Below are 25,394 nucleotides of genomic sequence, written 5' to 3' on the forward strand. Positions count from 1 at the left end.
TGTGGCGCCGGGCGGTCGGGGGGATCACCCGTCGGCGATCACCAGTCGAAGCCGGCCTCCGCCTGGTTCCTGATGTAGTTCGGGATGTCCACGGTCTCGGTGATGGTCAGTGCGGAGGACACCTGCAGACCGTCCTTCAGCACGTGCTGACGGAACACCATGTACATCGGCAGGTCCCAGTACTCGGTCTGCTGGTAGTTGCTGATCGCGGCGTTCTCGCCCCAGAAGACGCCGGAGGTGTCGATGCCGGCCAGCGCCGGGGAGGCGCTGCCGAAGGCGTCCACGACGGCGTCGTTCTGGAACGTGGGCTTCATGCCGTACGAGGAGAGCTGGACCGCCGCCTCCTCGGAGACCAGCCACTTCACCACCTGGAGCGCCTGCTGCTGCTTGGTGGACTGCGGCGGCAGGAAGCACGCGAGGGTGTTGGGCTGGTACGTCGAGTCGTCGCCGCCGCCCAGCACGGGCACGGACGTCAGCGCGAGGTCCACGTTCTCCGCCCGTTCCTGGTAGTACGCCAGGTCCGTCGGGTCGATGTAGAGCTCGTTCAGCGCGTAGGAGTTGAACTTCCAGAGGGTGTCCACGGCCATCGCCACGTGACCCGTCTGGAAGAAGTCGTCCACCGTGGTGAAGATGTTCCGCGGGATGAAGAGGAAGCGCTCCATGTTGGTGCCCAGCTGCTGCCACCCGGCCGAGGTGATGTTCACCAGCACGTCCTCGGGCGCCGGGTTCTCGCTGCCGGTCGGCAGCAGCGGGTAGAGGCCGAGCTGGTTGTAGTCCAGGTAGTTGTCCGGGTGCTGCAGGTAGCCCTTGTAGGCGACCAGGTCCTCCTCCCTGGTCAGTCGCTTGGCCAGCCGGAAGGCGTGGTCGTACGTCATGCCGTTGGTCGGGTAGGACACCCCGAAGCGGTCGAAGATCTTCTTGTTGTAGAGCAGCACGTAGTCGTCGATGAGCAGCGGCACGCCGTACAGCCCGCCGTCCGAGCGGGACCTGACCAGCTCCACGGTGGCGTGGTTGAGGGAGTCCAGGTCGATGCCGGCGTCCGCGACCTCCGCGGAGATGTCGCGCACCCAGCCGCGGGGCTCCAGGTCCCGGTCGATCCGGCGCCGCGGGTCGTCGATGATGATGTCGGGCACCACGCCCGCCGCTTCCAGGTCCTCGTACCTGACCGGGTAGTCCCAGACGGCGAACTTGAACTTGATGTCCGGGAAGGCGGCCCGGATGCTGTCGCCGATCACCGTGTCGAAGAAGCCCGCGAGCTCGGTCGGCTTGTAGTTGGCGATGAAGACGAAGAGCTCGTCGTCGCAGACCTCGAACGGCTCGTCGTACCGGTTCGGGATCGGTGTGCAGGCGGTGCCGGAGGAGGTGGCATACCGGCTGGGGTTGCGCGTCGGGGTCTGCGCCCCGGCCGTGCCCGACGTCAGCGCCGGCACGCCGACACCGGCCGCCGCGCCGGCGATGGCGCTGCCGGCGACGAAGTTTCTGCGGGTCAGCCGGCGCGCGTTCCGTTCGGCCTTCGAGCCCTCACTCATGGTTACTGCTCCTTCATGTCGGGACACACTTGGTGGCGAGAGGATCCGCCGAGACACCGGGGTGGCATACCATAGGAATGCCATAATCCTGCAAGCGGTTGCCCGGGGGCGTCAACACCCGTGCAGCACCTGTCTGATGTCTGATGAGTCGGCCGAGAGGGTTCCCATGGATGCGACGGCGGTGCGGACGTTCCGGATGGAGAGCGCGGGCATGGTCCTGGAGCTCACCCAGCACGGCGACGGGGTGCGGCTGCGCCTGGGGAGCGGCGACGCGTGGTACGTGGCCGGGAAGCTGGGGGAGATGCTGACCGTCTCCTTCGGGCGGCCCTGGCGCCTGGCGTTTCCCGGCCTGCGCGGGCCCGAGATGCGGCGCACCGACGACGGGCTCGCGGTGCGCGGCTCCGTCGGCGGCCTGGAGACGGAGCTGGTGTTCGCGTTCGGCGACGAGACGCTGCGCACGGAGGTGACCTGGCGCAACCCCTCGGCGCGGCGCCGGGCGGACCTCGCGGTGGGCTTGGCGTTCCCGCTTCCGGACCAGGCGTCGGCCGCGTCGGTGACCCTTCCGCAGGTGCTCTACCGCGGCAATCCGTCGGCCGACCCCGACCGCACCGTGCCGCGGCTCGGCGTCGGCCCGCACGGCGGGCTCGTCGTCGAGGAGCACCGGCTGCCCGTTCCCTGCGCGCACGCTGAGTGGGCCGAGGGACCGGACGGACGGTTCCTGACGCTGTACTCGCTGGCCCCCGGCGACGGCTCGCTGGGCGCGGTGACCCGGGACCGGACGGCGCTGCTCGCCCTGAGCGGTCCGGTGATGTTCAACGGCGAGCCCGACGTCGCCTACACCCACAAGTCGACCACCGCGCCGCACCCCGAGGGCTACCGCGATCTCGCCCCCGGCCAGGAGCTGACCCTCCGCCACGCCCTGCACTGGGGCCGGCCCGACCGCCCAGGGCACGGCTTCCGGGCCCTGGTGCACCAGGGCCTGCGGCTGTACCGGCCGGCCCCGGCCCGGCCGCTGACCCTGGACGAGATCGTCGAGCTGAAGACCGCCGCCCTGGACCGCCGCTGGTACGAGGCGGACGGCGGCGTCGCCGGCTACCTGAAGTTCTTCGGACCCGACCGCGAGCCCGGCTTCATGTACGGCTGGACCGGGCAGTGCCTGCGGCTGGCGTGGTGCGACGCGCGCCTGGGCCTGGAGCGCGGCGAGGAGTGGCGCGTCGAACGCTGCCGCCGCGCCGTGGACTTCTACCTGGACGGCAGCGCCACGGGCGGCACGCCGCCGGGCCTCCGGGCGAGCTTCTACCGGCTCGCCGACGGCCAGTGGACCGGGTTCACCCGGAACGGCCGCCCCTTCGTGTCGGCCCGGGCCTTCGGCGACACCCTGGGCGATCTGGCCGACGTCGTCGCGCTGCTGCGCGAGCACGGCCGGGACGTCCCCGAACGGTGGACCGCGGCTCTGGCGGAAGGGCTCGACGCGGTCACCCGGGCCCTGCTGCCCGACGGCCTGGTGCCGCTCGGCTGGGCCCTGGACGACGGCGCTCCGCTGTCCCGGCCGCCGGGCGCGGCCGGCCTGCCCTGCGTCCTCGCGCTGCTGAAGGCCCAGCGCGTGGTGCCGGCGGCGGAGACCCTGGACGCCGCCGTGCGACTGCTGGAGCACTACCAGCGAGCCCACGCCGACGACTTCGCGACGCCCTTCTCGCACGCCACCCTGGACGCGGCCTGTGAGGACAAGGAAGCCGGGATGTACTTCTTCCTCTGCGCCTACGAAGTGCTGCGGCTGACCGGCGAGCGCCGCTACCGGGAGTGGGCCGAGGCGACCGCCGACTGGCTGCTCACCTGGGTCTACCAGTGGAGTCCCAGGTATCCGCCGGGCGCCCCGCTCCGCGACCGCGGCTTCTCCGCCGTCGGGTGGCCGGGGGTCAGCGTGCAGAACCACCACCTGGACGTCTTCTTCCCGGTGTACGAGCTGGCCCGCTTCGGCGACCTGGCCGAACGGCCCGAGTACACCCGCCTGGCCGACGCGACGATCCACGCCCTGGGCCAGGGCGTCTGCACCCGCCCCGGCGAATGGGACTTCGAAAGCCCGGGCGAACAGGGCGAGGGCTTCTACCCGACCAACTGGCAGGTCCGCGGCACCAGCAACACCTGGAACCCGTCCTGGGTCGTCGCCGAGGTCCTCGCCCACGCCCTGCGCCTGCGCGCCGACCGGCCGGCGCGCCGCCCTCACTAGCCCGGGGGAGTGGGCCAGCGCCGAGGGGACGTCGGGCGTCGTTCCCGCGTCGCGCGTGGCGTGATGATCTTCCCGAGGCGGGTACCCCCGAACCCGAACGGTGCGGTGGCGTCCTGCCGCGACGGGCGGACGAGGGAGCGTGACAGTGGACTGGCAGCTTGGCGAGGAGTTCGAGACGCCCGAGGGGACCATCCGGTGGTCGGTGCTCGGCGGCGGGGAGCCGATGGTGCTGGTGCACGGCACCCCGTACTCGTCGTTCCTGTGGCGGGACATCGCACCGGCGCTCGCCCTCCGCCGCCGGGTCTTCGTCTTCGACCACCTCGGGTTCGGTCAGTCGGACCAGCGCGAGGGCCAGGACCTGAGCCTCGCGGCCCATGCGCGGCACCTCACCCGCCTCCTCGAACACTGGGGACTTCCCCGGCCCAGCGTGGTCGCCCACGATATCGGCGGAGCGGTGGCGCTGCGCGCGCTGCTCCTGGAGGGGGCGAGCTACGCGGACCTGACGCTCCTCGACGCCGTGAGTGGTGGTGAATGGGAGCGGGGGCTCTTCCGGCTGATCCTCCGGCACGCGGACGTCTTCGGCGACCTCCCGGCCTACGCTCACGAGGCGCTGGTGGCCAGCCACCTGCGCAACGCCACGCACGTCGGCTTCCGCCCCGGGGTCCTCGAGGCGTTCCTGGCGCCCTGGCGGGGCGCGGCGGGGCAGGCCGCGTTTTACCGCCAGTACAGCCAGATCAGGGAGGCCGACACGGTCGGCTACGAGCACCTGCTGGGTGACATCACGATTCCCGTGCGCCTGGTCTGGGGCCGGGAGGACCGCATCCTCCCGCCGCGGTACGCCGAATGGCTGCACGAGCGCGTGCCCCGCGCCGAGCTGCACTGGATCGACGACGCGGGCCACCTGCTGCAGGAGGACGCGCCCGCCCGGCTGATGGCCCACCTCACCGCGGACCTCCCGCCGGGCGACACGCCCTAGTCACGCCCCCTACAGGCCCAGGCGGGCCGGCTGGGGGCGGTGGATGCCGGCCGGGCGGTAGCCGAGGGCGTCGGACAGGCCCAGGTGGTCGGCGAGCAGCCAGGCGATGGTCAGCCACATCTCCGTGCCCTGCAGGCCGGGTTCGTGCTTCGCCCCGGCGCCGGGCGAGAGGGCGAAGCTGAAGCCCGCGCCGTCCCGCCAGCCGCCGAGCAGCCGGTCCAGCTGCCGTTCGGCCCACTCCCGTCCCTCGTCCAGCCGGTGCCGGGTCTGCCGGGCGCACAGCCACAGCGGGTGGATGACGTCCAGCACGTTGCAGGCGTTGCCCCGGTCCGCGCCGAAGAACGCCGGGTCGGCGCTGTGCGTCAGGACGGTGTCCACCGCCCGCTCGGGGTACGGCAGGGGCAGCCCGAACTGCGCGAACGTGCCCCGGGACAGCCGGTAGAGGCCGTTGACCGGTTGCAGCCAGCGGTCCTTCGGCCCTGGCCGGCCCCACAGGCCGTGCCACGGATCGGCGTGGGTCAGCAGCCAGCCGAACAGGGTGTCGGCGGCCGGCGCGCGCAGCCCGAAGTCCTCCAGGTTGAGCAGCACCGCCGTGCCGATGCCGTCCACCCAGTGTCCGGAGCGCCACGCCTGCCGCTCCCAGGGCAGCGCGTCCAGCCGGGCGGTGAGCTGTTCCGCCGTCAGCTCGTGCACCGCGCGCACCGGGTGCGCGAGGCCGGAGCCCAGCAGCCGCAGGGCGTAGCCGGCGCAGAGGATGTGGTACATCGCGTCGTCGTCGTCCAGCGTCGGCGGTCCCGCGCCGTGCTCGGGCAGCAGCCCGGTCCTCTCGTCCTGCAGCCCGCGCAGCCGGGCGGTGAGGTCGTCGGCGGCGACGCCGGGCGGCGGTCCTTCGAGCAGCAGCGCGGCGATCTCGACGGCGTCGCAGTCCGCCCGCACGGTGCGCGGGGCGCCGGGCCGGTCCGTGTACCAGGCGGGGCCGCCGTCGGGGTCCCGGACCAGGCAGCGGGCCAGCACGTCGGGCGCCTGCTCCCGAGCCCGCGCCGCGAAGCGCGCCAGCCGGGCGGCCAGATCCTCGTCGGGCGGCGACGCCGACGCCGGCGCCGCGGACCGGTCGGGGCCCGGGGCCCCGCCGGCCGCGCGCGCCGGGTCCCGGCGGTCGCGCAGCCGGCGGGCCGGGTTGCCCGCGGCGACCGACCAGTCCGGCAGATCCCGGGTGACCACCGCGCCCGCGCCGATGACGCAGTGGTCGCCTATGGTCACGCCGTCGAGCACGACGACGTGCGAGCCGATCCACACGTCGTCGCCGATCTCGATGCCCCGCGAGGTGTGCGGCTGCTTGTACACCGGCCGGTCGGGCGCGATGGAGTGGTTGAAGCCGAGCAGGGAGCTGTGCGCGCCGATGCGGACGCCGTCGCCCATGGCGACCCGGCCGCGGACGACGGCGAACGGGTTGATCGTGCAGTCGCGGCCCGTCGTCACCTCGTGGGTGACGTAGGCGTGGGCGGCGATGTAGGAGCGCCGTCCCATCCGCAGCCGTTCGGTGTCGATCCCGGCCCACGGTGACACGAACGTGTCCTCCGCGAGTTCCGTCTCGCCGCCGTGTTCCGCGAGCCGCTCGACGAGCCGCCGCTGCCAGGCCTCCTGCGAGGCGCGCTCCTCGTCGGTGGCGGAGCCGAAGTACAGCCAGGGGCAGTAGTCGTGACGCCCCGGCGTGTGGTCCGTCGAGGTCATCGAGCCCCGGCCTCCCCGGCTGTCTGACCGGCCCGTACCACGTTCTCCAGCGCCAGCCCCTCGACGTGCGCCAGCCGGTCCGCCTCGGTCAGCTCGCCGAAGGCGCAGTCGGCCAGCGTCAGATCGCGGATGGGGGCGTGCGGGTAGCCCTGGGCGAGGACGGCGCGGCGGGCCCGGCCCACGGTGGCGTTGCGGACGCCGATCTTCGTCACCCGGGGCGGATATCCGCCGGTGTCGCCCTCACCGCGGTAGAAGTCACAGGTCACGAACTCCTTGGTGAGGTGGGTGACGGTCAGGTCGTCCAGCTGGATGTTCTCGGCGAAGCCGCCGCGCACCGAGTTGGTCTTGATGTACAGGCCGAAGTAGAGGCCGGGGCCGCCGATCCGGCAGCGGCGGGCGAAGACGTTGCGGATGCCGCCGGTCATGTCGCTGCCGAGGGTGATGGCGCCGTAGCGGTGCCGCATCTCGCAGTCCTCGATGAGGATGTTCTCGCTGGGCACGTTCACCCGGCGGCCGTCGGCCTCCCGACCGGACTTGATGGCGATGCAGTCGTCGCCCGCGTTGAAGGTGCAGCCGCGGATGACGACGTCCCGGCAGGACTCCGGATCGCAGCCGTCGTTGTTGGGGCCGATGCTGTCCACGGTGACGTTCTGGACGAGGACGTTCTCGCAGAGCACCGGGTGCATGACCCACATGGGGGAGCGGACGAAGGTGACGCCCTCGATGAACACGTTCCGGCAGTCGTACGTCTCCAGGAAGTTGGGGCGGAAGTGCCGGCCGGTGGCGTAGACCCGCTGTTCGACGGGGTCGCCGCGCTCGGCCTGCCGCCACAGGTCCGGCCAGTCGTCCTCCTGTTGGGGCATGCCGGGCCGCCAGCCGAACTCCTCCTGCCCCGACCAGGTCCACCAGTGGGTCTCGTCGGCCCGGCCGTCCAGCACGCCCTCGCCGGTGACCGCGATGTCGCGCTCGCCGTGGGCGTAGACGAGGGGGGAGTAGCCGTAGGTCTCCACGCCCTGGAAACGGGTCAGCACGGGCGGCAGGTAGGCGGCCGGGTCCCGGCTGAAGGCGAGGGTGGCGCCGGCCGCCAGGTGCAGGTCGACGCCCGAGCGCAGCCGGATGGCGCCGGTGGCGTACCGGCCGGGCGGAACGGTGACGTGGCCGCCGCCCGCCGCGGCGCAGTTCTCGATGGCGGCCCGGATGGCGGCGGTGCAGTCGGTGCGGCCGTCACCCACCGCGCCGTGCGCGGTGATCGGGAACTCCCGGTCGGGGAACCGCGGCGGCCGCACCCGCGCGGCGATGGCGTCGGCCTGCCGCCGGGCGACGTCCGCGGCGGCAGGCCGGGCTTCCGGGGTCCCCGGGGATGGCTGGGACGTGCTCACGTGCTGCTCCCGACGTCCTCGACCGGCTCGCCGTTGATGGTGACCTGGCGCAGTTCCAGGCCCTCCACGTTGACGGTGGAGTGCCCCTCCGTGATGCCGTCGAAGGCGCAGTCGCGCAGCCGGACGTCGCGGATCGGGTTGGCGTCGTTGCCGAGCAGGTTCCAGGCGAGCTGCCCCGACTGGGCGGTGAGGCCGTGCACGGAGATGCCGTGCACGTCCGGGTAGTAGTCGCCGGTGTCGATGTTCTCGTAGTTCAGCGCGACCTCGATCACCGCGTCGCCGACCGTGCCCACCGTGATGTCGGTGAAGACGATGTCGGTGATGTAGCCGCCGCGGTTCGGGTTCGACTTCAGCCGCAACGCCCGGTCCAGCTGCGGGCTGTCCATCTGGCAGTCCCGGGCCAGGATGTTGCTGACCCCGCCGGTCATCTCGCTGCCGATGGTGACGCCGCCGTGGCCGTCCTGCATCCGGCAGCCCTCCACCAGCGCGCTGTGGCAGGGCTCGTCGACCCGGCGGCCGTCGGCGTCCCGCCCGGCCTTGAAGGCGATGCAGTCGTCGCCGGTGTTGAACACGCAGTCCTTGATCAGGACGTAGGCGCAGGACTCGGGGTTGCAGCCGTCGTTGTTCGGGCCGTTGGGGCTCTCCACGGTGACGCCGCGGACGGTGACGTTCCGGCAGAGCACCGGGTGGATGTTCCACATCGGCGAGTCCTTGACGGTCACGCCCTCGATCAGCACGTCCCGGCACTCGTAGAACTGGATCATGTTCGGGCGCAGGTGGTGGCCCTCGCCGAAGACCCGCTCCTCGACGGGCACGCCCTGCTCGGCCCAGGCGCGGAGCGCGACCTTCTCCGGGTTCTCCGGCGACGGGCCGCCGTCCACGCCCCTGGTCCAGTCCCACCAGTGGGTGTCGTCGGCGTTCCCGTCGATGACGCCGCTGCCGGTGAGCGCGATGTTCCGGCAGCCGTAGGCGTAGACGAAGGGGGAGTAGTTGTAGCACTCCATGCCCTCGAAGCGGGTGTAGACGGCCGGCAGGTACGCGGCCGGGTCCTGGCTGAAGCTCAGCGTGGCGCCGGCCTCCAGGTGCAGGTCGATCCGGTCGCGCAGGTGCACCGCGCCGGTCAGGTACGTGCCGGCCGGCACCACCACGTGGCCGCCGCCGGCCGCGGCGCAGTCCTCGATGGCGTCCCGGATCGCCGCGGTGCAGTCGGTGGTGCCGTCGCCCACGGCGCCGTAGTCGGTGACGCGCACCGTGCGGTCGGGGAACCGGGGCTCGCGGATCCCGGCCAGGATGCCGGCGGCCTGCGCGTCGGACGGCCGCCGCCCGGTCACGGCGGTGGCGGCGGTCGTCGCAGCCGTCGCAGCCGTCGTGGCGGTCGCGCCGGAGGTGCCGGTGGCGGCGCCCGCGCCGCCGGCGCCGAGGACGAGCGCCGCGGTGCTGCCGGCGCCGAGCACGAACGCCCGCCGGCCCGGGCCGGTTCCGGCGTCCCCGCCGGCGGGTCCGCGGCTCACCACGACCACTCCCGGGTGGGGACGTGGAGCGTGTGGCTGCGCTCGGGTGCCTTCTCTTCCAGCGTGCGGGGACTGTACATCGGCCGCGACCTGCCTTCTGGTTCGATGCCCGTGACGTCGTCGCCGCGCCACCGGGTGCGGAACACCCGGCCGGCCGCGGTCTCGTCGGTGAGTGACTCCACCACGGGGAACGTGACGGTGATGCGCTCGCCCGCCCGGGGGCGGTCGAGCAGGAGATAGCCGTCGGGCGCCCACAGGCCGGGATCGCGGCCGGAGGCGGTGACGGCGGGTTCGGAGACCGGGTGCCGGACGACCGAAACGTGGGCGTAGCCGGCCCACGGCGGTATCCGCAGCCGCAACTGGCGGCAGTCGGCGCGAACGTCCAGGTCCACCCGGCCCTCGTACGGCAGGTGGCTGAGGACGTCGACGAACGCGCTGCCGCGGTTGAGCAGCAGGTTGACCCGGACGAGCTGTTCGTCGCCGGTGACCACGGCGTTCCAGCCGGTGAAGAGGCCGCGCACCCCGGAGCCGACGCAGCAGGCCTGCACGTCGCTGGTGTGGCCGCGGCCCAACACCACGTCGGAGACGTAGTCGTTGGGCGCGCCGTAGCCGGCGAAGGCGCCGCGCACCCGCTCCCCGACCCGGTGGTGGGTGACCCACCCGGGGGTGTCGAGCGAGCGGTCGGGCGCCGAGCGGACCCATTCGGTGTCGGCGAGTTGGGAGGCGGTGAGGTGGTTGCGGAGGAACCGCTCGACGACGGTCCAGTACTCGGTGTACCCGGCGCGGGCCAGGGTGGTGCCGATGCCGATGAGGTCCACCAGCGAGCAGGTCTCGTGCTCGAAGCGCTGCCCCGCCAGGTCGCCCGGGGTCCAGCCGAAGGCGGTGGCCTGGGTCAGCGCCCACTCGAACGGCTTCCGGACGAACTCGGTCAGCGCGTGGTCGCCGGTGAACACCCCGTACCTGGCGATGCCGTCCAGGGTGCCGAGCCGGGTGTGGAAGTGGCCGCTGCGGTAGGCCAGCGCGTCGTTGAAGCTGCCGTCCGGCAGGTACACCCCGCTGCGTTCGGTGATCAGCCGGGTGAACCAGCCGCACAGCTCCAGGGCGTCCTCGTTGCCCGTGGCCTGGTGGTAGCGCAGCAGCGGCATGATGTACCGGCCGCAGAACGAGGCGGGGTCGGGGGCCAGCCGCAGGTGGATCGCGTTCGCCGAGGGCCAGCCGTTCGGCGTGTACTCGGACGCGGGGTAGTACCACGCGTCGCGCTCCTTGACGGCGATCCGCTTGAGCGCCGCGACCAGCCGGTCGGCGGCGGCCCGCACGTGCTCGTCGCCGCTGTCGACGTACCAGGTGGTGAGCGCGAGCAGGGTGGCGCGCTGGTCGATGAGGTTGGCGTTGGGCTCCCAGTGACCCCTGGGGTGGGTGCGCCGGTAGCTCAGACCGTCCTCGGCCAGCAGCGCGAGCAGGGTGGACTTGTAGCGCTCCTCGGTCTCGTGCCACCAGTGCTCGCCGGACATCTGCCGCGCGAGCAGGCAGGCGTCGGTGAGCCGGCCGTGGCTGGAGCCGTAGTCGTAGTCGCCGTGGTGGAGCGAGGCGGGCTCGGCGAGCAGGTTGGCGCTGAAGAACGGGATGCCGTCGAGGTCCGGGTCCTCAAGCCCGGTGACCGCGTTCATCGCCTGTTCCGCGCGTTCCTCCAACAGCAACGTGGCCGGAATGCTGGGCATGGTGCGTCACACCGCCTCAATGTTCGAACGAACACGAATCCCGGCAAGGCTAGGAGCGCCCGCAGGCACCGTCAAGGAGCGGTGGTACCTGGATAGATATTCAAGTGTCCGGGTTCGTCCCACGGTTGACGAGGGGCGAGGCCGGCCCTACCGTCTGTTCATTCGCACATTCCGGTGTGCGTCACCTGGTATGCGCCAACAACGCCCGCGTCGGGCGCGGAGCGGAGGACGGATGAGGGCGGCCGTGCTGCGAGGGGTCGGGCGGATCGGCGTCGAGGAGGTCGCCGAGCCGGTGCCCGGGCCCGGGGAGGCGCTCGTCGAGATGCGGGCGGTCGGCCTCTGCGGCTCCGACCTCGCGGCCTTCCACGGGCGTCATCCGTTCCGCAGCGCGCCGGTGGTGCTGGGGCACGAGGGCGCCGGGCGGGTGGCCCGCGCCGCCGCCGGCGGTCGGTACGGGGACGGGCGACGGGTGGCGATCATGCCGCTGCTGTCCTGCTGGGAGTGCCCGCGCTGCGAGTCGGGGCTGGCCCATCTGTGCGCCCACCGGCGGGTGCCGGGAGCCGGCTGGGAGGGGATGCTCGGCGGCTACGTGCCGGTGCCCGAGCGGGCGCTGTTCCCGCTCGCGGAGCGTCTTTCCTGGGGCGAGGGCGCCCTGATCGAACCGGCCGCGGTGGCCTTCCACACCGCGCGCACGGCGTCCGTCGGCCCGGGACAGCGGGTCGCGGTGCTGGGCGCGGGGCCCATCGGCGCGCTGGTCGCCGCGGTCTGCCGGCAACAGCACCACATCGCGGACCTGGTGGTCAGCGATCTGCGCGAACAACGTCTGGCGGTGGCCCGCGGGATGGCGGGCTGCCACACGATCGACGCCGGGCGCGAGGAGGTGGTCGCGGCCGGCCTCGCCCGGTGCGGGGCGGACGGCGCGGACGGTTTCGACGTCGTCGTGGTCGCGTCCGGCCACCCCTCCTGCCTCGACGAGGCGCTGGCGCTCTGCCGGCCGCGGGGCACGGTGGTGCTGCTGCCGATGTTCGGCGCGCCGGTGGCCGCCGACCTCAACCCCGTGGTGCTGCGGGAGATCGTGGTGCGCGGCGCCACGGTGTACACCCCCGACGACTTCCGGGCGGCCGCCGCGGCGGTCAACGACGGAACGCTGGACGTGCGGCCGCTGCTGGACGGCGAGCCGCTGCCGTTGGCGGAGACCCAGGCCGCGTTCGAGGATCTGGCGCGGGGCGCGGGGTCGATGAAGATCCTTGTCGACCCGGCCCAGTGAGTAGCACCAGCGAGCGGCGGAGTGGGCGGCGGAGCGAGCGGCCGAGTGGGCGGCGGAATGAGGAGGCGGCGGGCATGACGCACACCGCGAGCGGCGGGCCGGCGGACACGGTCCTGGTCACGTACGACATCGCGAGCTACCTGCCGCCGGAGCGGGCGGCCGAGGTGCTGGCCAACGAGCAGTCCACCGGCACCTTCGTCCGGGTGCCCGGCGAGACCGAGGAACTGCGGAACGGGTTCGCCGCCACCGTCGTCGCGGTCGAGGAGCGCCCCGACGAGCCCGCGGCGCCGCCGCTGCCCGGGGCCGCCCGGCCGGCCGGCGGCCCCGCCCACCCGCACCGGGCGACCGTGCGGCTCGCCTTCCCGCTGGCCAACTTCGGCCCCTCGCTGCCCAACCTGCTCGCCGCCGTGGCCGGGAACCTCTTCGAACTGCGGGAGCTCGCCGCCGTGCGGCTGACCGGCCTCGAACTGCCGCCCGCGTTCGCGGAGCGCTATCCGGGACCGCGGTTCGGCGTCGCCGGCACCCGGCGGCTGGCCGGGCGTCCCGAGGGCGTGCTGATCGGGACCATCGTCAAGCCGGGCGTCGGCCTGACGCTGGACGCGCTGCGCCTCATGGTCAGGGAACTGGCCGAGGCGGGCATCGACTTCATCAAGGACGACGAGCTCAACGGCGACCCGCCGCACGCGCCGCTGCGCGACCGGGTGGCCGTGGTGACCGACGAGCTGGAGCGGGTGTTCGAGCGCACCGGGCACCGGCCGATGTACGCGTTCAACATCACCGACGACATCGGTCGCATGCTCGACAACCACGACCGGGTGGCCGAGGCCGGGGGCCGCTGCGTCATGGTCTGCGTGCAGACCGTCGGCCTGGCCGCCGTCGCGCATCTCCGGGAGCACGCGACCCTGCCGATCCACGGTCACCGCGCCATGAGCGGCGCGCTGTTCCGCTCCCCGCACATCGGCCTCAGCGCCCCGGTGTTCAGCACGCTGGCCCGGCTCGCCGGCGTGGACCAGCTGCACGCCGGCGGTATCAGGAGCAAGTTCTACGAGAGCGACGACGACGTGCTGGCCACCGTCGAGGCCGTCCGCCGGCCGTTCCCCGAGGGCTTCCCCGGCGGCTACCCGACGCTGCCCGTGCTCTCCTCTGGACAGTGGGCGGGCACCGCCCACCCGGCCTACGAACTGATCGGCAGCACCGACCTGCTGGTGCTCGCCGGCGGCGGCATCCACGCCCATCCGGACGGGGCCGGGGCGGGCGTCGCGGCCATGCGCGCGGCCTGGGCCGGCGCCGTGCGCGGCGAGTCGCTGGAGCGGTGCGCCGCCGACAGCCGGCCGCTGCGCCGGGCGTTGGAGACCTTCGGGGCACGCCGTGGCTGAGGCCGCCGCCCGCCGGCTGGCCGCCGGCTTCTACGGCGACGACGTCACCGGCTCCACGGACGCCCTGGCGCAGTACCACCGCGCCGGGCTCCGCGGCCTGCTGCTCTTCGACCGCCCGGACCCCGGCGAACTGGCCGCGCTGGCCGGCGCGTACGACGTGGTCGGCGTGGCCGGGGTGGCCCGCTCGCTGCCCACCGAGCGGATGGCCGAGGAGGTCGAACCGGTGCTGGCCGCGCTGCGGGCGGCCGGGCCGCGCGTGGTGCAGTACAAGATGTGCTCCACCGCGGACTCCTCGCCGCGGGTCGGCAGCCTGGGCCGGGCGATCGAGATCGGCCGCGCGGTGTTCGGCCCGGCGCCGGTGCCGGTGCTCGCCGCGCAGCCGGAGTTCGGCCGCTACACCGCGTTCGGCCACCACTTCGCCGCGGACGGCGGCACGGTGTACCGGCTGGACCGGCAGCCCACCATGTCCCGGCATCCGGTGACGCCGATGACCGAGGCGGACCTGCGGGTGCATCTCGGACGGCAGACCGCGTTGCCGGTCGGCTCGCTGGACCTCACGGCGTACGAGCTGCCCGCCGCCGAGGCGCACCGCCGCTATCGAGGGCTGCTGACCGACGGCGACTGGGGCGCGGTGGTCCTCGACGCCGTGACGGACGCTCATCTGCGGTGCGCGGCCGAACTGATCCTGGCCGGCGGCGACCAGGTGTACGCCCTCGGCTCCGGCGGCCTGAGCCACGGCCTCGCGAGAGCCCTGGCGGAGCACTTGCCGGACGCGCCCCCGCGAGCCGGCGTGCCCCGGCCGGACACATCCCGGCCCGGCGCCCCGCCGCCGGACCAGGGTTGGTCCGGCGACGCCGGGTCGTCCGATGTGCCCGGGCCGGCGTCCTCGGTCGCTCGGTCGGAGGCGTCCGGCCCCGCGTGGTCCGCCGGCACCCCGCCGGACGGCTCCTGGTCCGGTGGCGCGCCGCCGTCGGATGTGCCCGGACCCGACGATCTCCCGTCCCGGGCGGCCCCGCCGGAGGCGCACCCGCGAGGCGGCCCGACCTCCGGCGTTACGGGGCCGGACGGGACTCGGGCCGTCGGACCCGGGCCGGAGGGAACGCTGCGGGACTCCGCCCGGGGCGGCGGCGCGCGGCCCGCCGCGTTTCGGGGCGCCCGCACGTCCCGTGGCGGAGGGCCGGACGCCGGTCTCCCCCCGGCAAGGGGCCCCGTGCTCGTCGTGTCGGGGAGCTGCGCGCCGCGGACCGCGGCGCAGATCCGGTGGGCGCTGGACCACGGCTGGGGCGGGGTGGCCGTGGATCCGGACGCGGCCGACGCCGGCTCGCCCGCGGCGCTGGACCGGCTCAGGGACGCCACACTCCGGGCGCTGGCCGCCGCGCCCGGCGCCGTCGTCTACACCGCGCTCGGGCCGGCGACCCGCGCCAACTCCCACGCCAACCCCCTCGCCGCCGTCGGCGCGGCGCTCGCGCACGCCGTCGCCGAGGCGGTCGCCCACGCCGGCGTGCGCCGGGTGGTCGTCGCCGGCGGCGACACCGCGGGGCAGGTGGTGCGCGCGCTCGGCGCCAGGACCGCCGAGATCGTCGCCCTGCTCGGCCCCGGCACGGCCCTGTGTCGGCTGGGTGCGCCGCACGGGCCGCTGGACGGCGTGCAGATACTGCTCAAGGGCGGACAGGCCGGCGACGTCGACCTGTTCCCCCGGGTCAGGGGCGGTGCCGGAGGCGAGCCGCGCGGCCACCGGCACGCAGGCGCGAGATGAGCGGAGCGGTCATGGGAAAGAGCGGACAGGCGCGCAGGGACGTCATCCTGCGGATGCTGGGCGAGAGCGAGCGCCTGGAGGTCGCGGAGCTGACGCGGCACCTCGGCGTCTCCGGCATGACGATCCGCCGTGACCTCGACGAACTGCAGCAGGACGGCGTGCTGCGCCGGGTGCACGGCGGGGCGGTGCGCCGGGAGCGCTCGCCGTTCGAGATCCGCCGGGTGGCCAGGGCGGAGGAGAAGCGCCGGATCGCCGCCCGCGCCGCCGCACTCGTGGCGGACGGCGACAGCGTCGGCATCGACACCGGCACCACCGCGCACAGCGTGGCCCGCGCGCTGCGCGGCAAGCGGGACCTCGTGGTGGTCACCAACTCCATCCACGCGGCGGGCGAGTTCCAGGGCCCCGCCCAGGGCACCCCGGGCGCCTCGGCCAAGGTGCTGCTGGCCGGCGGGGTGATCGCCCCCGACATGTGCCTGGTGGGCGCGCTGGCCGTGGAGACCATCCGCCGGCTGCACGTCAACAAGCTCGTGCTGGGCTGCGGCGGGCTGACCGCCGAACGCGGCTTCACCTACTTCGACATCGAGGAGGCCGAGGTCCGCCGCGCCCTGCTGGACATCGCCGAGTCGGTGATCGTCGTCATGGACCACACCAAGTTCGGGCGCACGGAGACGATCTCCGTCGCCCGCCTGGAGCAGGTGGACGTGGTGGTCACGGACGCCGAGCCCCCGCCGCCGTACCCCCGGCTGTGCCGCGACAGCGGCGTCGAGCTGGTGATCGCGTGACAACCCCCAAACAGGAGAGCTGACATGGCAGTGGCCCTCTCGGCCCCCACCCATCTGAGGACCGGCTATCTGACCGACCCCCTCGGCATCGACAGCGAACGTCCCGACCTGTCCTGGCGCCCCGCCGGCGGGGCCCAGCGCGCCTACCAGGTGCAGGTGGCGAGCGGCCCGGACCGCTTGGCCGCGGGCGATGCCGACCTGTGGGACAGCGGCCGGGTGGCGGGGGAGCGCGGCGTCGCGGTGGAGTACGCGGGCAAGCCGCTGGGCTCCGCGCGCCGCGCCTGCTGGCGGGTCCGGGTGTGGGAGGACGGCGACGCGCCCTCGGCGTGGAGCGAGACGGCCAGCTGGGAGACGGGCCTGCTGGAACCCGCCGACTGGGCCGGCGCGCGCTGGGTGACCGCCCCGGAGTGGGCGCCCGGCACGACCGAGGAGCACGACCCGGACCGGGCCATGCCGCTGCTGGCCCGGGACCTCGACCTGGCGGGGCCGGTCCGCAGCGCCCGGCTGTACGCCACCGCGCTCGGCGTCTACGTGCCCACCGTCAACGGCCGCCGGATCGCCGCCGCCGAGCTCGAACCCGGCTACACCGTCTACGACAAGCGGCTGCTGTACGCCACCTACGACGTCACCGACGCGCTGCGGGCCGGCGCCAACACCGTCGGCTTCCAGCTCGCCGGCGGCATCGCGCACGTCCCCGACGTGAAGGGCCGCTACCAGAAGCTGCGCATCAGCTTCGGCCTGCCTAGGCTGCTCGCCGTGCTCCGGGTGGAGACGGACGACGGCGCCACCACCACCGTGGTCACCGACGAGCACTGGCGCACGGCGCCGGGTCCGGTCACCCTCTCCGACTGGTTCGGCGGCGAGGAGTACGACGCCCGGCGTGAGCGGCCGGGCTGGGACACGCCGGACGCGGACCTCACCGCCGCCGGCTGGCGTCCCGCGGTGGTCGCCCCCGCCCCGGCCCCCGACGTCGCGCTGAGCGCCCGCGCCCACCCGCCGATCGAGGTGGTCGACGAGCTCGCCGCCGTCTCCGTCACCGAGCCGCAGCCCGGCGTCTTCGTCGTCGACTTCGGCGTCAACATCGCGGGCCGCCCGCGGCTGCGGGTCGCCGGACCCGCCGGCAGCACCGTGCTGCTCCGCCCCGCCGAACTGCTGCAGGACGACGGGACCGTCAACCAGCGCTTCACCGGCCGCCCCTGCTTCGACGCGTACACGCTGCGCGGCGGCGATCCGGAGACGCCCGAGGACTGGTACCCGAGCACCGTCTACCACGGCTTCCGCTACGTCCAGGTCGAGGGCCTGCCCGGGCCCTGCGCCGCCGACACCGTGCGCGCCGAGGTGCTGCGCGCCGCCAACCCGCCCGCGGGCGGCTTCCGGTGCTCCGACGAGCTGCTCAACGGCATCCACACCATCACCGAACGGGCCGTGCAGGGCAACATGTACAGCGTCCTGACGGACTGTCCGCACCGGGAGAAGCTCGGCTGGCTGGAGGAGGTCCACCTGGTCTTCCCGGCCGTCGCCAACAACTACGACGTGGCCGCGTACTACCGCAAGCTGGTGCGCGACATGGCCGACCAGCAGACCGAGACGGGCCTGGTGCCCAGCACCGCGCCCGAGTACAAGGTCTTCGAGGACAAGTTCCGCGACGACCCGAACTGGGGCGGCGCCCTCGTCCTGGCGCCCTGGTACTGCTACCGCGCCTACGGTGACACCGCGACGCTCCGCGCGTTCTACCCGGCCATGCTGCGCTACCTGGCCCATCTCGACGCGCGGGCCGAGGGCGACCTGCTGCACCACGGGCTCGGCGACTGGATCGCGTTCGACGACTCCACCCCCAAGGCCGTCACCGCCAGCTACGCCTACCACCGGATCGCCGCCACGCTCAGCCGCATCGCCGCCGTCATCGGCGAGGACGCCGACGCCCGGGCGCACGCCGCGCTCGCCGACCGGATCGCCCGCGCCTTCCAGACCGCCTTCTTCGACGCCGCCGGGCACACCTACGCCACCGGCAGCCAGGCCGCGGACGCCCTGGCGCTGGAGATGGGCGTCGTCCCCGAGGCCGAACGGGACGCCGTGCTCGGCCACCTCGTCGCCGCCATCCGGGCCGCGGACAACCACGTCACGGTCGGCGAGATCGCGCTGCCGTCGCTGCTCCGGATGCTCTCCGAGCACGGGCGCGACGACGTCGTGTACGACCTGGTCAGCCGCACGGACAGCCCCAGCTACGGCTACCAGGTCACGCACGGCGCGACCGCGCTCACCGAACGCTGGGACGGCCCCACCCGCGGCTCCTCGCAGAACCACTTCATGCTCGGGGCGATCGAGGAGTGGTTCACGGCCTCGCTCGCCGGCATCCGCCAGGCCGAGGACTCGGTCGCGTTCGAACGGATCGTCATCCGGCCGACCCCGGTCGGCGACCTGACCCACGCCGAGGCCTGGTACGACACCCCGCGCGGTCGGGTCGGCAGCGCTTGGCGGCGCCCGGCGGCCGGCGGCCTCACCCTCGAGGTCACCGTGCCGCCGGGCCGGCCCGCCCGGGTCGAGCTGCCGCTGCCGGACGGCTGGTCCGAGCCGGCCGCGCCGCCGGCTCCCGCCGGGGCACGGTCGCTCGGCGTGGTGGACGGGCCCGGCGGCATGCGCGCCGTCTACGAGGCCGAGCCCGGCACCCGGCGGTTCAGTGTCCCGGCGTGACCGGGAAGTAGACCGCGTAGCTCTCGTCCTCGACCTCGTGGAGCGGCACGAAGCGCAGCCCGCGGTCCTGGCCGCGGGCCCGCCAGGAGCCGCGCCAGGCGAACGGGTCGCGCTCCTCGTCGGGCACCAGCAGCGTCTCCGGGCGGGCGGGGTCGCCGACCAGCCGGCGCTCCTCGTCGCACAGGCCGGCCAGCACCACGGGCCCGTCGACGAAGGCCACCGCCTCGGGCCGGTCGGGCAGCGGAACGGCGCGCAGCGCGCGGGGCAGTTCGAGCCGTACGGCGTCGTCCCGCCACGCCCGGCGCACGGTCACCCGCCGGGCGCCGGGCGGCACCGGCCGCGGCGCGCCGTTCACGGTCAGGGTCACCGGCCCGCTCACCCACTCCGGTATCCGCAGCGCCAGGTCGAACTCGACGGGCGTCGCGGCCCGCACGGTCAGCTCGATCGCCCACCGGTCGGGACGGGAGCGCGCGCCGCGTTCGCCGGCCGCCGCGATGTGCGTGCCCACCTCCGGGTCGGGGCGCTGGGTGAGCTCCACCTCGGTCCCGTCCGCGTCCCACCGGGCGGTGGACGGGATGTACTGGGCGACCGTCACGCCGCCGTCCCGGTCGCGGTAGTACGCGTAGGCGTTGTGCAGCGTGTGGGCCTGCACCATCGTCCCGTAGCAGCACCAGAAGGAGTCGGTCGCGGTGCCCCACTTCTTCGTCGCGCCCGGGCGCAGCGGCAGGTAGTACGCGGCCATGCCGGTGCGCGGATGCTGCTGCGCGAGCACGCCGTTGTAGAGGTTGAGCTCCAGGTAGTCCGCGTACTCCGGCTCACCGGTCCAGCGCAGCAGCACGTCGGCCAGCCGCATCATGTTGTGGACGGCGCAGTGCTCCTGGGTGTTCAGGCCCAGGCGGGCGGCGAACTCGTGCGGCGGGGTCCACACCTCGTTGCTGGTCTGCCCGCCGGTGGCGAAGTGCCCCCGGTCGGTCACCGCGCACCGCCAGTACGCCTCCACCACGTTCCGCCAGCGCCGCTCCCCGGTGACCTCGTACGCGCGGGCCGCGCCCAGCGCCTCCGGGATGGTGGTGTTGGCGTGCCGGTTGGTCAGCGGGTCCTCGCCCGCCAGCAGCGGGTCGAACAGCCGGGGCCGGTCGTAGCGGTGCACCAGCTCCAGATGCTCCTGCTCGCCGGTGAGGCCGTAGAGATCGGCCCACACCTCCAGCATGCCGCCGGTCTCGACGTCGAGGATGTCGTCGAGCTCGGCGCGGGAGAACCCGCCGGTCCACCGGTGGAACCAGCCGGCCGCGCGCACCGCCGTCTCCAGCGCCGTGTCGCTGCCCAGGTACCGGTGCGCGTCGAGGAGTCCCATCAGCGTCTTGTGCACGGTGTAGTGCGGCGCCCAGACGGCCTTGCCGGCGGCGATGCGGTGCAGGTACTTCTCCGGGATCGAGAACACCCAGCCGCCGCCGTTCTCCCGCTGGAGCCCGGCGAGTCGGGCCACGACGCCCTCCGCCCTGACCCGCAGCTCGGGGTCCCCGGTGGTGGCGACGATCCGGGCCGCCGCGGACAGCCAGTGGCCCAGGAAGTGCCCGCGCAGCTGCGAGTCGAGCGCCTCCCAGCCGCGGTGCCGGGACCCTGGTTCGGCGGGGGCGCCGGGCGCGAAGATCCCGGCCTCGTGGACGAAGCTGCGCAGCAGCTGCCCGGAGCCGAGGCTCGTCAGGTAGCCGCGCACCAGGCCGAACCGCTGGTGGAACGGGTTCGGCAGCTCGGTGTAGTCGATCCGGCCCAGGCCGGGCAGCAGGCGGACGCGGTCGGCGGGGAACGCCGTGAGTTCGGGTTCGGTAGGCGGTTGCATCGCATCAGCAAGGCCGCCGCGACCTTCGTCTGTCAATACCTTTTCACCATGTTTATCAGTGTTTGTCATGCTGCTTGTCCTGCTGTTTGTCCCGCTGTTCCTGGGGAGATGTGATGGCGCGCTACTACGAGGACCTCGTCCCCGGCACCGGACTGTGCCCGCCCCGCGCGGCGTTCGCCTCCGACGCCGGGCGGCTGAGCCTGTCCGGCACCTGGCTGTTCCGGCTGTCCGAGCGCGCGGACGCGCCGCTGGACTTCCTGGGCCCGGAGGCGCCCGGCGCCGGCTTCTCCGAACTCCCGGTGCCGTCGCACTGGGTGCTGCACGGCCACGGCACGCCCCGCTACACCAACACCGCCTATCCGTTCCCCATCGACCCGCCGCACGTGCCGGACGACAACCCGACGGGCGACCACCGGCTCGCCTTCGAACTGCCCGCCGGCTGGCGGTCCGCCGGCAGCGTGCTGCGCTTCGACGGCGTCGACTCCTGCTTCCGGGTCTGGCTCAACGGGCGGAGCCTCGGCACCTCCTCGGGCAGCCGGCTGCCCGCCGAGTTCGACGCCGGCGAGGCGCTCAGGCCAGGGACCAACGTGCTGGCCGTCCGGGTACACCGCTGGTCCGCCGGCAGCTACCTGGAGGACCAGGACATGTGGTGGCTGCCCGGCATCTTCCGGGAGGTGGCCCTGCTGGAGCGCCCGGCGGACGGCGTGGCCGACGTCTTCGTGCACGCCGGCTACGACCACGTCACCGGACGCGGCACGCTCCGCGTGGACGCCCGCACCGACGCCTCGGCGCCGGCCGTGGTCAGCGTTCCCGAACTGGGCATCGAGGGACTGCCGGCCGGGCGGGAGGTCGTCGTACCCGACGTGGATCCGTGGACCGCCGAGACGCCCCGGCTGTACCGCGGCCACCTCACCGCCCCCGGCGAACGCGTCCCGCTGCGCCTCGGCTTCCGCACCGTCGCCATGACCGAAGGACTGCTCACCGTCAACGGCACGCCGCTGCTGCTGCGCGGCGTCAACCGGCACGAGCACGATCCCGACCACGGCCGCGCGCTGTCCCTCGACACCATGCGCGCCGACCTGCTGCTGATGAAGCGGCACAACGTCAACGCCGTCCGCACCGCCCACTACCCGCCGCACCCCGCCTTCCTCGACCTCTGCGACGAGCTGGGGATGTGGGTCGTCGACGAGTGCGACATCGAGACCCACGGCTTCATCCACGCCGAATGGCGCGGTAACCCGGCGGACGACCCGTGCTGGGAGCCGATGCTGCTGGACCGGATGCGCCGGATGGTCGAGCGGGACAAGAACCACCCGAGCGTCGTCGTCTGGTCGCTGGGCAACGAGTCCCACCACGGCCGCAACTTCGGCGTCCTCGCCGACTGGACCCGGTCCCGCGACCCCGAGCGGCCGCTGCACTACGAGCGCGACCGCAGCTACCGGCACTCCGACTTCTACAGCCTGATGTACGCGCCCGTCGCGGAGGTCGAGCGGATCGGGCGGCGCGAGGAGGACGCCCCGCCGGAGACCGCGGACGACCCGGAGCTGGAGGCCCGGCGGCGCGCGCTGCCGTTCCTGCTCTGCGAGTACGCGCACGCGATGGGCAACGGCCCGGGCTCGCTGGCCGCCTACCAGCGGGCCTTCGAGGCGCACCCGCGCTGTCAGGGCGGCTTCGTCTGGGAGTGGATCGACCACGGCTTCCGCCGTCACACCGACGACGGCCGCGAGTACTTCGGCTACGGCGGCGACTTCGGCGACCACCCCAACGGCGGCAGCTTCTGCATCGACGGCCTGGTCTTCCCGAACCGGACGCCGTCGCCCGGCCTGATCGAGCTCGGCAAGGTCTTCCAGCCGCTGGCCCTCGAGGCGGCGGGGGACCGGCTGCTCGTCAGGAACAAGCACGCCTTCCGCGACCTCTCCCACCTGCGGTTCACCTGGACCCTGGAGGACGACGGCGTGCGGGTCGCCGACGGCGAGCTGCCGACGCCACGGCTGCCCGCCGGCGCGGCGGCCGAGGCGGACCTGCCCGCGCTGCCCGCCACCGCGGGGGAGGGGTGGCTGACGGTGCGGGCCGCACTCGCCGCCGACGAGCCGTGGGCCCCGGCCGGCCACGAGGTCGCCTGGGCCCAGTTCCGCGTCTCACCGGCTCCCCCCGTCCCGGCCCCGACCGTCCCGGCCCCGACCGGGTCGGCCCCGACCGTCCCGGCCCCGACCGGGTCGGCGCCCGATCTCGTTCCGCGACGCGTGGGGGCGCACATCCTGCTGGGAAACGGGTCGTTCGACCCCGACACCGGGGTGCTGCGCGCCCTCGGCCCGTTGGAACTCCTCGGCCCCCGCCTCGACGTCTGGCGCGCGCCGACCGAGAACGACCGCGGCATGGGCCCGAACTCCGTGGCCAAGGACTGGTTCCGCGCCGGCCTGGACCGGATGGAACACCGCACGGTCGCCGTCGAACCGGGCGGGGACAGGCTGCTGGTGGAGACCCGGCTGGCCGCGGCCGGCTTCGAACGGGGCCTGCGCGTCCGCTACACCTGGACCGCCGAGGGCGCCGCGCTCCGGCTCGTCGTGCACGTCGTCCCCGAGGGCTCCTGGGGCGACCTGGTGCTGCCGCGCCTCGGCGTGCGGCTGGCCCTGCCGGCGGCCTTCGACGCCGTCCGCTGGTTCGGCCTCGGCCCCGGCGAGGCGTACCCGGACAGCCGCGAGGCCGCCCGGGTGGGCCTGTACGCCGCCACCGTCGCCGAACTCCAGACCCCCTACGTCGTCCCGCAGGAGAACGGCCACCGCGCCGAGGTCCGGTGGGCCGAACTCGCCGGGCCGCCCGGACGGCTGCGGATCGAGGGCGCGCCGCACTTCGGCCTCACCGCCCGCCGCTGGACCTCGGCGGACCTGACGGCGGCCCGGCACCCCACGGACCTGGTGCCGCGGAACCACCTGTACGTCAACCTCGACCTGGCCCACAACGGCCTCGGCTCCGCCTCCTGCGGCCCGGGCCCGCTCCCCGAACACCTGCTGTTCCCCGAGGAGACCACCTTCACCCTGCGCCTCAGCGCCCTGCCGCCCGCGCCTACTGGGGCGACCGTCACCGGGTGAGTCTGCGGATGCGGTAGCGCAGCCCGGACGTCGAGCGCTGCCAGCCGCTGTCCTCGGCGACCCGCCACGTCGGGCCGGGCGTGGGAGCGTAGGTGTCGCCGTGCACCGTCGTGTCGACCTCCGTCACCCAGAGCGTCGTGGCGTGTTCCAGGGCGGCGCGGTAGATCTCACCGCCGCCGATCACCCACACCGCGGCAGCGCCGGCCGGTTCCAACGGCTCGGCCGCGGCCGTCGCGCCCGTCGCGCTGGCCGCGAGCTCCAGGGCCTCGGCGATGGACCCGGCACGCTCCGCGCCTTCGGCCGCCCAGCGTGGATCGCGCGTCACCACGACGTTGCGCCTGCCGGGCAGCGGGCGGAACCGCGGAGGCAGCGCGTCCCACGTCCGGCGCCCCATCACCACCGGATGGCCGAGGGTGATGGCCCGGAAATGCGCCATGTCCTCGGGAAGCCGCCACGGAATCGCGTTGTCCGCGCCGATCACGCCGTCGAGGGTCTGCGCCCAGATCAGCCCGACGTTCACACCGCCACCGGGGCCTTGATGGCCGGGTGGTGCCGGTAGTCGAGCACCTCCACGTCGGCGTAGTCGAAGTCGAAGAGCGAGTCGGCCTCGCGTCGCAGCCGCAACCGGGGGAACTCGAACGGGGTGCGCGACAGCTGCTCGGTCACCTGCTCGACGTGGTTGTCGTAGATGTGGCAGTCGCCGCCCGTCCAGATGAAGTCGCCCGGTTCGAGGCCGACCTGCTGCGCCACCATGTGCGTGAGGAGGGCGTAGCTCGCGATGTTGAACGGGACGCCGAGAAACAGGTCCGCGCTGCGCTGGTACAACTGGCAGGAGAGCCTGCCGTCCGCGACGTGGAACTGGAAGAGGACGTGACACGGCGCGAGCGCCATCGTCGGCAACTCGGCGACGTTCCAGGCCGAGACGACCATCCGGCGGGAGTCCGGGTCGCGGCGCAGCGTTTCGAGGACCTCGCTGATCTGGTCGATGTGCCCGCCCTGGGGAGTGGGCCAGGAGCGCCACTGCGCGCCGTAGACCGGGCCGAGATCCCCGTTCGCGTCGGCCCATTCGTCCCAGATGGTGACGCCGTGCTCCCGCAACCAACCGACGTTCGAGTCGCCCCGCAGGAACCACAGCAGCTCGTACACGATGGATTTGAGGTGCACCCGCTTGGTGGTGACCAGCGGGAACCCGCGCGAGAGGTCGTAGCGCAGTTGGTGCCCGAAGATGCTCCGGGTACCGGTGCCCGTCCGGTCGGCCTTGGCCGTCCCGGACGTGAGTGCCAACCGCAACAGGTCCTCGTACTGGGTGTCCGCCACAGCCGTCGACTCTACTGGCCGGGGTGCGCGGCTCCGATCCGGGACACCCGGTCGCGGTCTGGCCGCTCCGGCCTCGGTCGCCTACCATCGCGTCTGGTAACCCGGTCGGCGTTCGTCATGGCGAACGCCATCGGGCGTGAGCGGCCTGCGACCGCCCCGCAGTTCGCACGCGCACCAGCCGTTCCGGTCCGGTGAGCTCCTGCCC

At 73.8% G+C, this 25,394-nt stretch carries 16 protein-coding genes; 8 read left to right on the forward strand and 8 right to left on the reverse strand.

Going from position 1 to position 25,394, the window contains the following annotated elements; all coding sequences use genetic code 11:
• Positions 1 to 38 precede the first annotated feature (38 nt).
• Positions 39 to 1,529, reverse strand: a complete 1,491-nt coding sequence (locus ABGB06_RS21230) for an ABC transporter substrate-binding protein (protein WP_347591713.1) — start codon at positions 1,527 to 1,529, stop codon at positions 39 to 41.
• Positions 1,530 to 1,695: 166 nt separating this feature from the next.
• On the opposite strand from ABGB06_RS21230, the gene ABGB06_RS21235 reads away from it, so the two are divergent.
• On the forward strand, positions 1,696 to 3,756 hold the full coding sequence (locus ABGB06_RS21235; RefSeq protein WP_347591715.1) for a hypothetical protein: 2,061 nt from the start codon (positions 1,696 to 1,698) through the stop codon (positions 3,754 to 3,756).
• 145 nt (positions 3,757 to 3,901) lie between these two features.
• A complete protein-coding gene (locus ABGB06_RS21240) occupies positions 3,902 to 4,732 on the forward strand; it encodes an alpha/beta hydrolase (RefSeq protein WP_347591717.1) in 831 nt (276 codons plus the stop codon).
• Positions 4,733 to 4,741: 9 nt separating this feature from the next.
• Here the strand turns inward: ABGB06_RS21240 and ABGB06_RS21245 are convergent, their stop codons facing one another.
• From ABGB06_RS21245 to ABGB06_RS21260, 4 genes are read right to left on the reverse strand one after another with little or no spacing between them, the layout of a single operon-like run.
• A complete protein-coding gene (locus tag ABGB06_RS21245; protein WP_347591719.1) occupies positions 4,742 to 6,463 on the reverse strand; it encodes a DapH/DapD/GlmU-related protein in 1,722 nt (573 codons plus the stop codon).
• Complete coding sequence (locus tag ABGB06_RS21250) at positions 6,460 to 7,842, reverse strand: glycoside hydrolase family 28 protein (protein WP_347591721.1); 1,383 nt, start codon at positions 7,840 to 7,842, stop codon at positions 6,460 to 6,462. Before ABGB06_RS21250 ends, ABGB06_RS21245 begins: the two co-directional genes overlap by 4 nt.
• The gene (locus ABGB06_RS21255; RefSeq protein WP_347591723.1) at positions 7,839 to 9,353 is read right to left on the reverse strand and encodes a glycoside hydrolase family 28 protein; all 1,515 of its coding nucleotides are present in this window, start codon (positions 9,351 to 9,353) and stop codon (positions 7,839 to 7,841) included. Before ABGB06_RS21255 ends, ABGB06_RS21250 begins: the two co-directional genes overlap by 4 nt.
• Entirely contained in the window at positions 9,350 to 11,071 is a 1,722-nt protein-coding gene (locus ABGB06_RS21260) for a hypothetical protein (RefSeq protein ID WP_347591725.1), read from the reverse strand. The genes ABGB06_RS21255 and ABGB06_RS21260 overlap by 4 nt, the downstream gene beginning before the upstream one ends.
• Before the next feature lie 244 nt (positions 11,072 to 11,315).
• On the opposite strand from ABGB06_RS21260, the gene ABGB06_RS21265 reads away from it, so the two are divergent.
• The 5 genes from ABGB06_RS21265 to ABGB06_RS21285 all read left to right on the forward strand — a co-directional run bounded on the left by ABGB06_RS21265 (position 11,316) and on the right by ABGB06_RS21285 (position 18,943).
• On the forward strand, positions 11,316 to 12,338 hold the full coding sequence (locus ABGB06_RS21265) for an alcohol dehydrogenase catalytic domain-containing protein (RefSeq protein WP_347591727.1): 1,023 nt from the start codon (positions 11,316 to 11,318) through the stop codon (positions 12,336 to 12,338).
• Between the two features lie 74 nt (positions 12,339 to 12,412).
• On the forward strand, positions 12,413 to 13,714 hold the full coding sequence (locus tag ABGB06_RS21270; RefSeq protein ID WP_347591728.1) for a RuBisCO large subunit C-terminal-like domain-containing protein: 1,302 nt from the start codon (positions 12,413 to 12,415) through the stop codon (positions 13,712 to 13,714).
• Positions 13,707 to 15,470, forward strand: coding sequence for a four-carbon acid sugar kinase family protein (locus ABGB06_RS21275; RefSeq protein WP_347591730.1), 1,764 nt, complete (start codon positions 13,707 to 13,709; stop codon positions 15,468 to 15,470). Before ABGB06_RS21270 ends, ABGB06_RS21275 begins: the two co-directional genes overlap by 8 nt.
• Positions 15,471 to 15,481: 11 nt before the next feature.
• The gene (locus ABGB06_RS21280; protein WP_347591732.1) at positions 15,482 to 16,252 is read left to right on the forward strand and encodes a DeoR/GlpR family DNA-binding transcription regulator; all 771 of its coding nucleotides are present in this window, start codon (positions 15,482 to 15,484) and stop codon (positions 16,250 to 16,252) included.
• A 24-nt stretch (positions 16,253 to 16,276) separates the two neighbouring features.
• Positions 16,277 to 18,943: a family 78 glycoside hydrolase catalytic domain gene (locus ABGB06_RS21285; RefSeq protein ID WP_347591734.1), complete on the forward strand. Its 2,667-nt coding sequence runs from the start codon at positions 16,277 to 16,279 to the stop codon at positions 18,941 to 18,943.
• Here ABGB06_RS21285 and ABGB06_RS21290 read toward each other — a convergent pair.
• Entirely contained in the window at positions 18,927 to 20,783 is a 1,857-nt protein-coding gene (locus ABGB06_RS21290; protein ID WP_347591736.1) for a beta-L-arabinofuranosidase domain-containing protein, read from the reverse strand. The two genes, ABGB06_RS21285 and ABGB06_RS21290, sit on opposite strands and share 17 nt — an antisense overlap.
• A gap of 113 nt (positions 20,784 to 20,896) precedes the next feature.
• Here ABGB06_RS21290 and ABGB06_RS21295 point away from each other — a divergent pair, with 113 nt between their 5' ends.
• Positions 20,897 to 23,872 (forward strand): glycoside hydrolase family 2 TIM barrel-domain containing protein, encoded by a 2,976-nt coding sequence (locus ABGB06_RS21295; RefSeq protein WP_347591738.1) that lies wholly within the window; start codon positions 20,897 to 20,899, stop codon positions 23,870 to 23,872.
• Here the strand turns inward: ABGB06_RS21295 and ABGB06_RS21300 are convergent.
• Together ABGB06_RS21300 and ABGB06_RS21305 are read right to left on the reverse strand one after the other, a co-directional pair.
• Positions 23,862 to 24,392 carry a dihydrofolate reductase gene (locus ABGB06_RS21300; protein WP_347591740.1) on the reverse strand — a complete coding sequence of 177 codons (531 nt, stop codon included), beginning with the start codon at positions 24,390 to 24,392 and terminating at the stop codon, positions 23,862 to 23,864. The two genes, ABGB06_RS21295 and ABGB06_RS21300, sit on opposite strands and share 11 nt — an antisense overlap.
• Positions 24,389 to 25,189: a thymidylate synthase gene (locus ABGB06_RS21305; protein WP_347591742.1), complete on the reverse strand. Its 801-nt coding sequence runs from the start codon at positions 25,187 to 25,189 to the stop codon at positions 24,389 to 24,391. Before ABGB06_RS21305 ends, ABGB06_RS21300 begins: the two co-directional genes overlap by 4 nt.
• Positions 25,190 to 25,394: the final 205 nt, after the last annotated feature.

Origin of the sequence: Streptomyces sp. B6B3 (assembly GCF_039871525.1) — a bacterium.
Taxonomy (GTDB): Bacteria; Actinomycetota; Actinomycetes; order Streptomycetales; family Streptomycetaceae; genus Streptomyces.

Coding starts and splice junctions, on each gene's coding strand:
- ABGB06_RS21260 (WP_347591725.1), bottom strand. CDS start 11,071: ATGCCCAGCATTCCGGCCACGTTGCTGTTGGAGGAACGCGCGGAACAG.
- ABGB06_RS21270 (WP_347591728.1), top strand. CDS start 12,413: ATGACGCACACCGCGAGCGGCGGGCCGGCGGACACGGTCCTGGTCACG.
- ABGB06_RS21285 (WP_347591734.1), top strand. CDS start 16,277: ATGGCAGTGGCCCTCTCGGCCCCCACCCATCTGAGGACCGGCTATCTG.
- ABGB06_RS21280 (WP_347591732.1), top strand. CDS start 15,482: ATGGGAAAGAGCGGACAGGCGCGCAGGGACGTCATCCTGCGGATGCTG.
- ABGB06_RS21295 (WP_347591738.1), top strand. CDS start 20,897: ATGGCGCGCTACTACGAGGACCTCGTCCCCGGCACCGGACTGTGCCCG.
- ABGB06_RS21245 (WP_347591719.1), bottom strand. CDS start 6,463: ATGACCTCGACGGACCACACGCCGGGGCGTCACGACTACTGCCCCTGG.
- ABGB06_RS21230 (WP_347591713.1), bottom strand. CDS start 1,529: ATGAGTGAGGGCTCGAAGGCCGAACGGAACGCGCGCCGGCTGACCCGC.
- ABGB06_RS21290 (WP_347591736.1), bottom strand. CDS start 20,783: ATGCAACCGCCTACCGAACCCGAACTCACGGCGTTCCCCGCCGACCGC.
- ABGB06_RS21235 (WP_347591715.1), top strand. CDS start 1,696: ATGGATGCGACGGCGGTGCGGACGTTCCGGATGGAGAGCGCGGGCATG.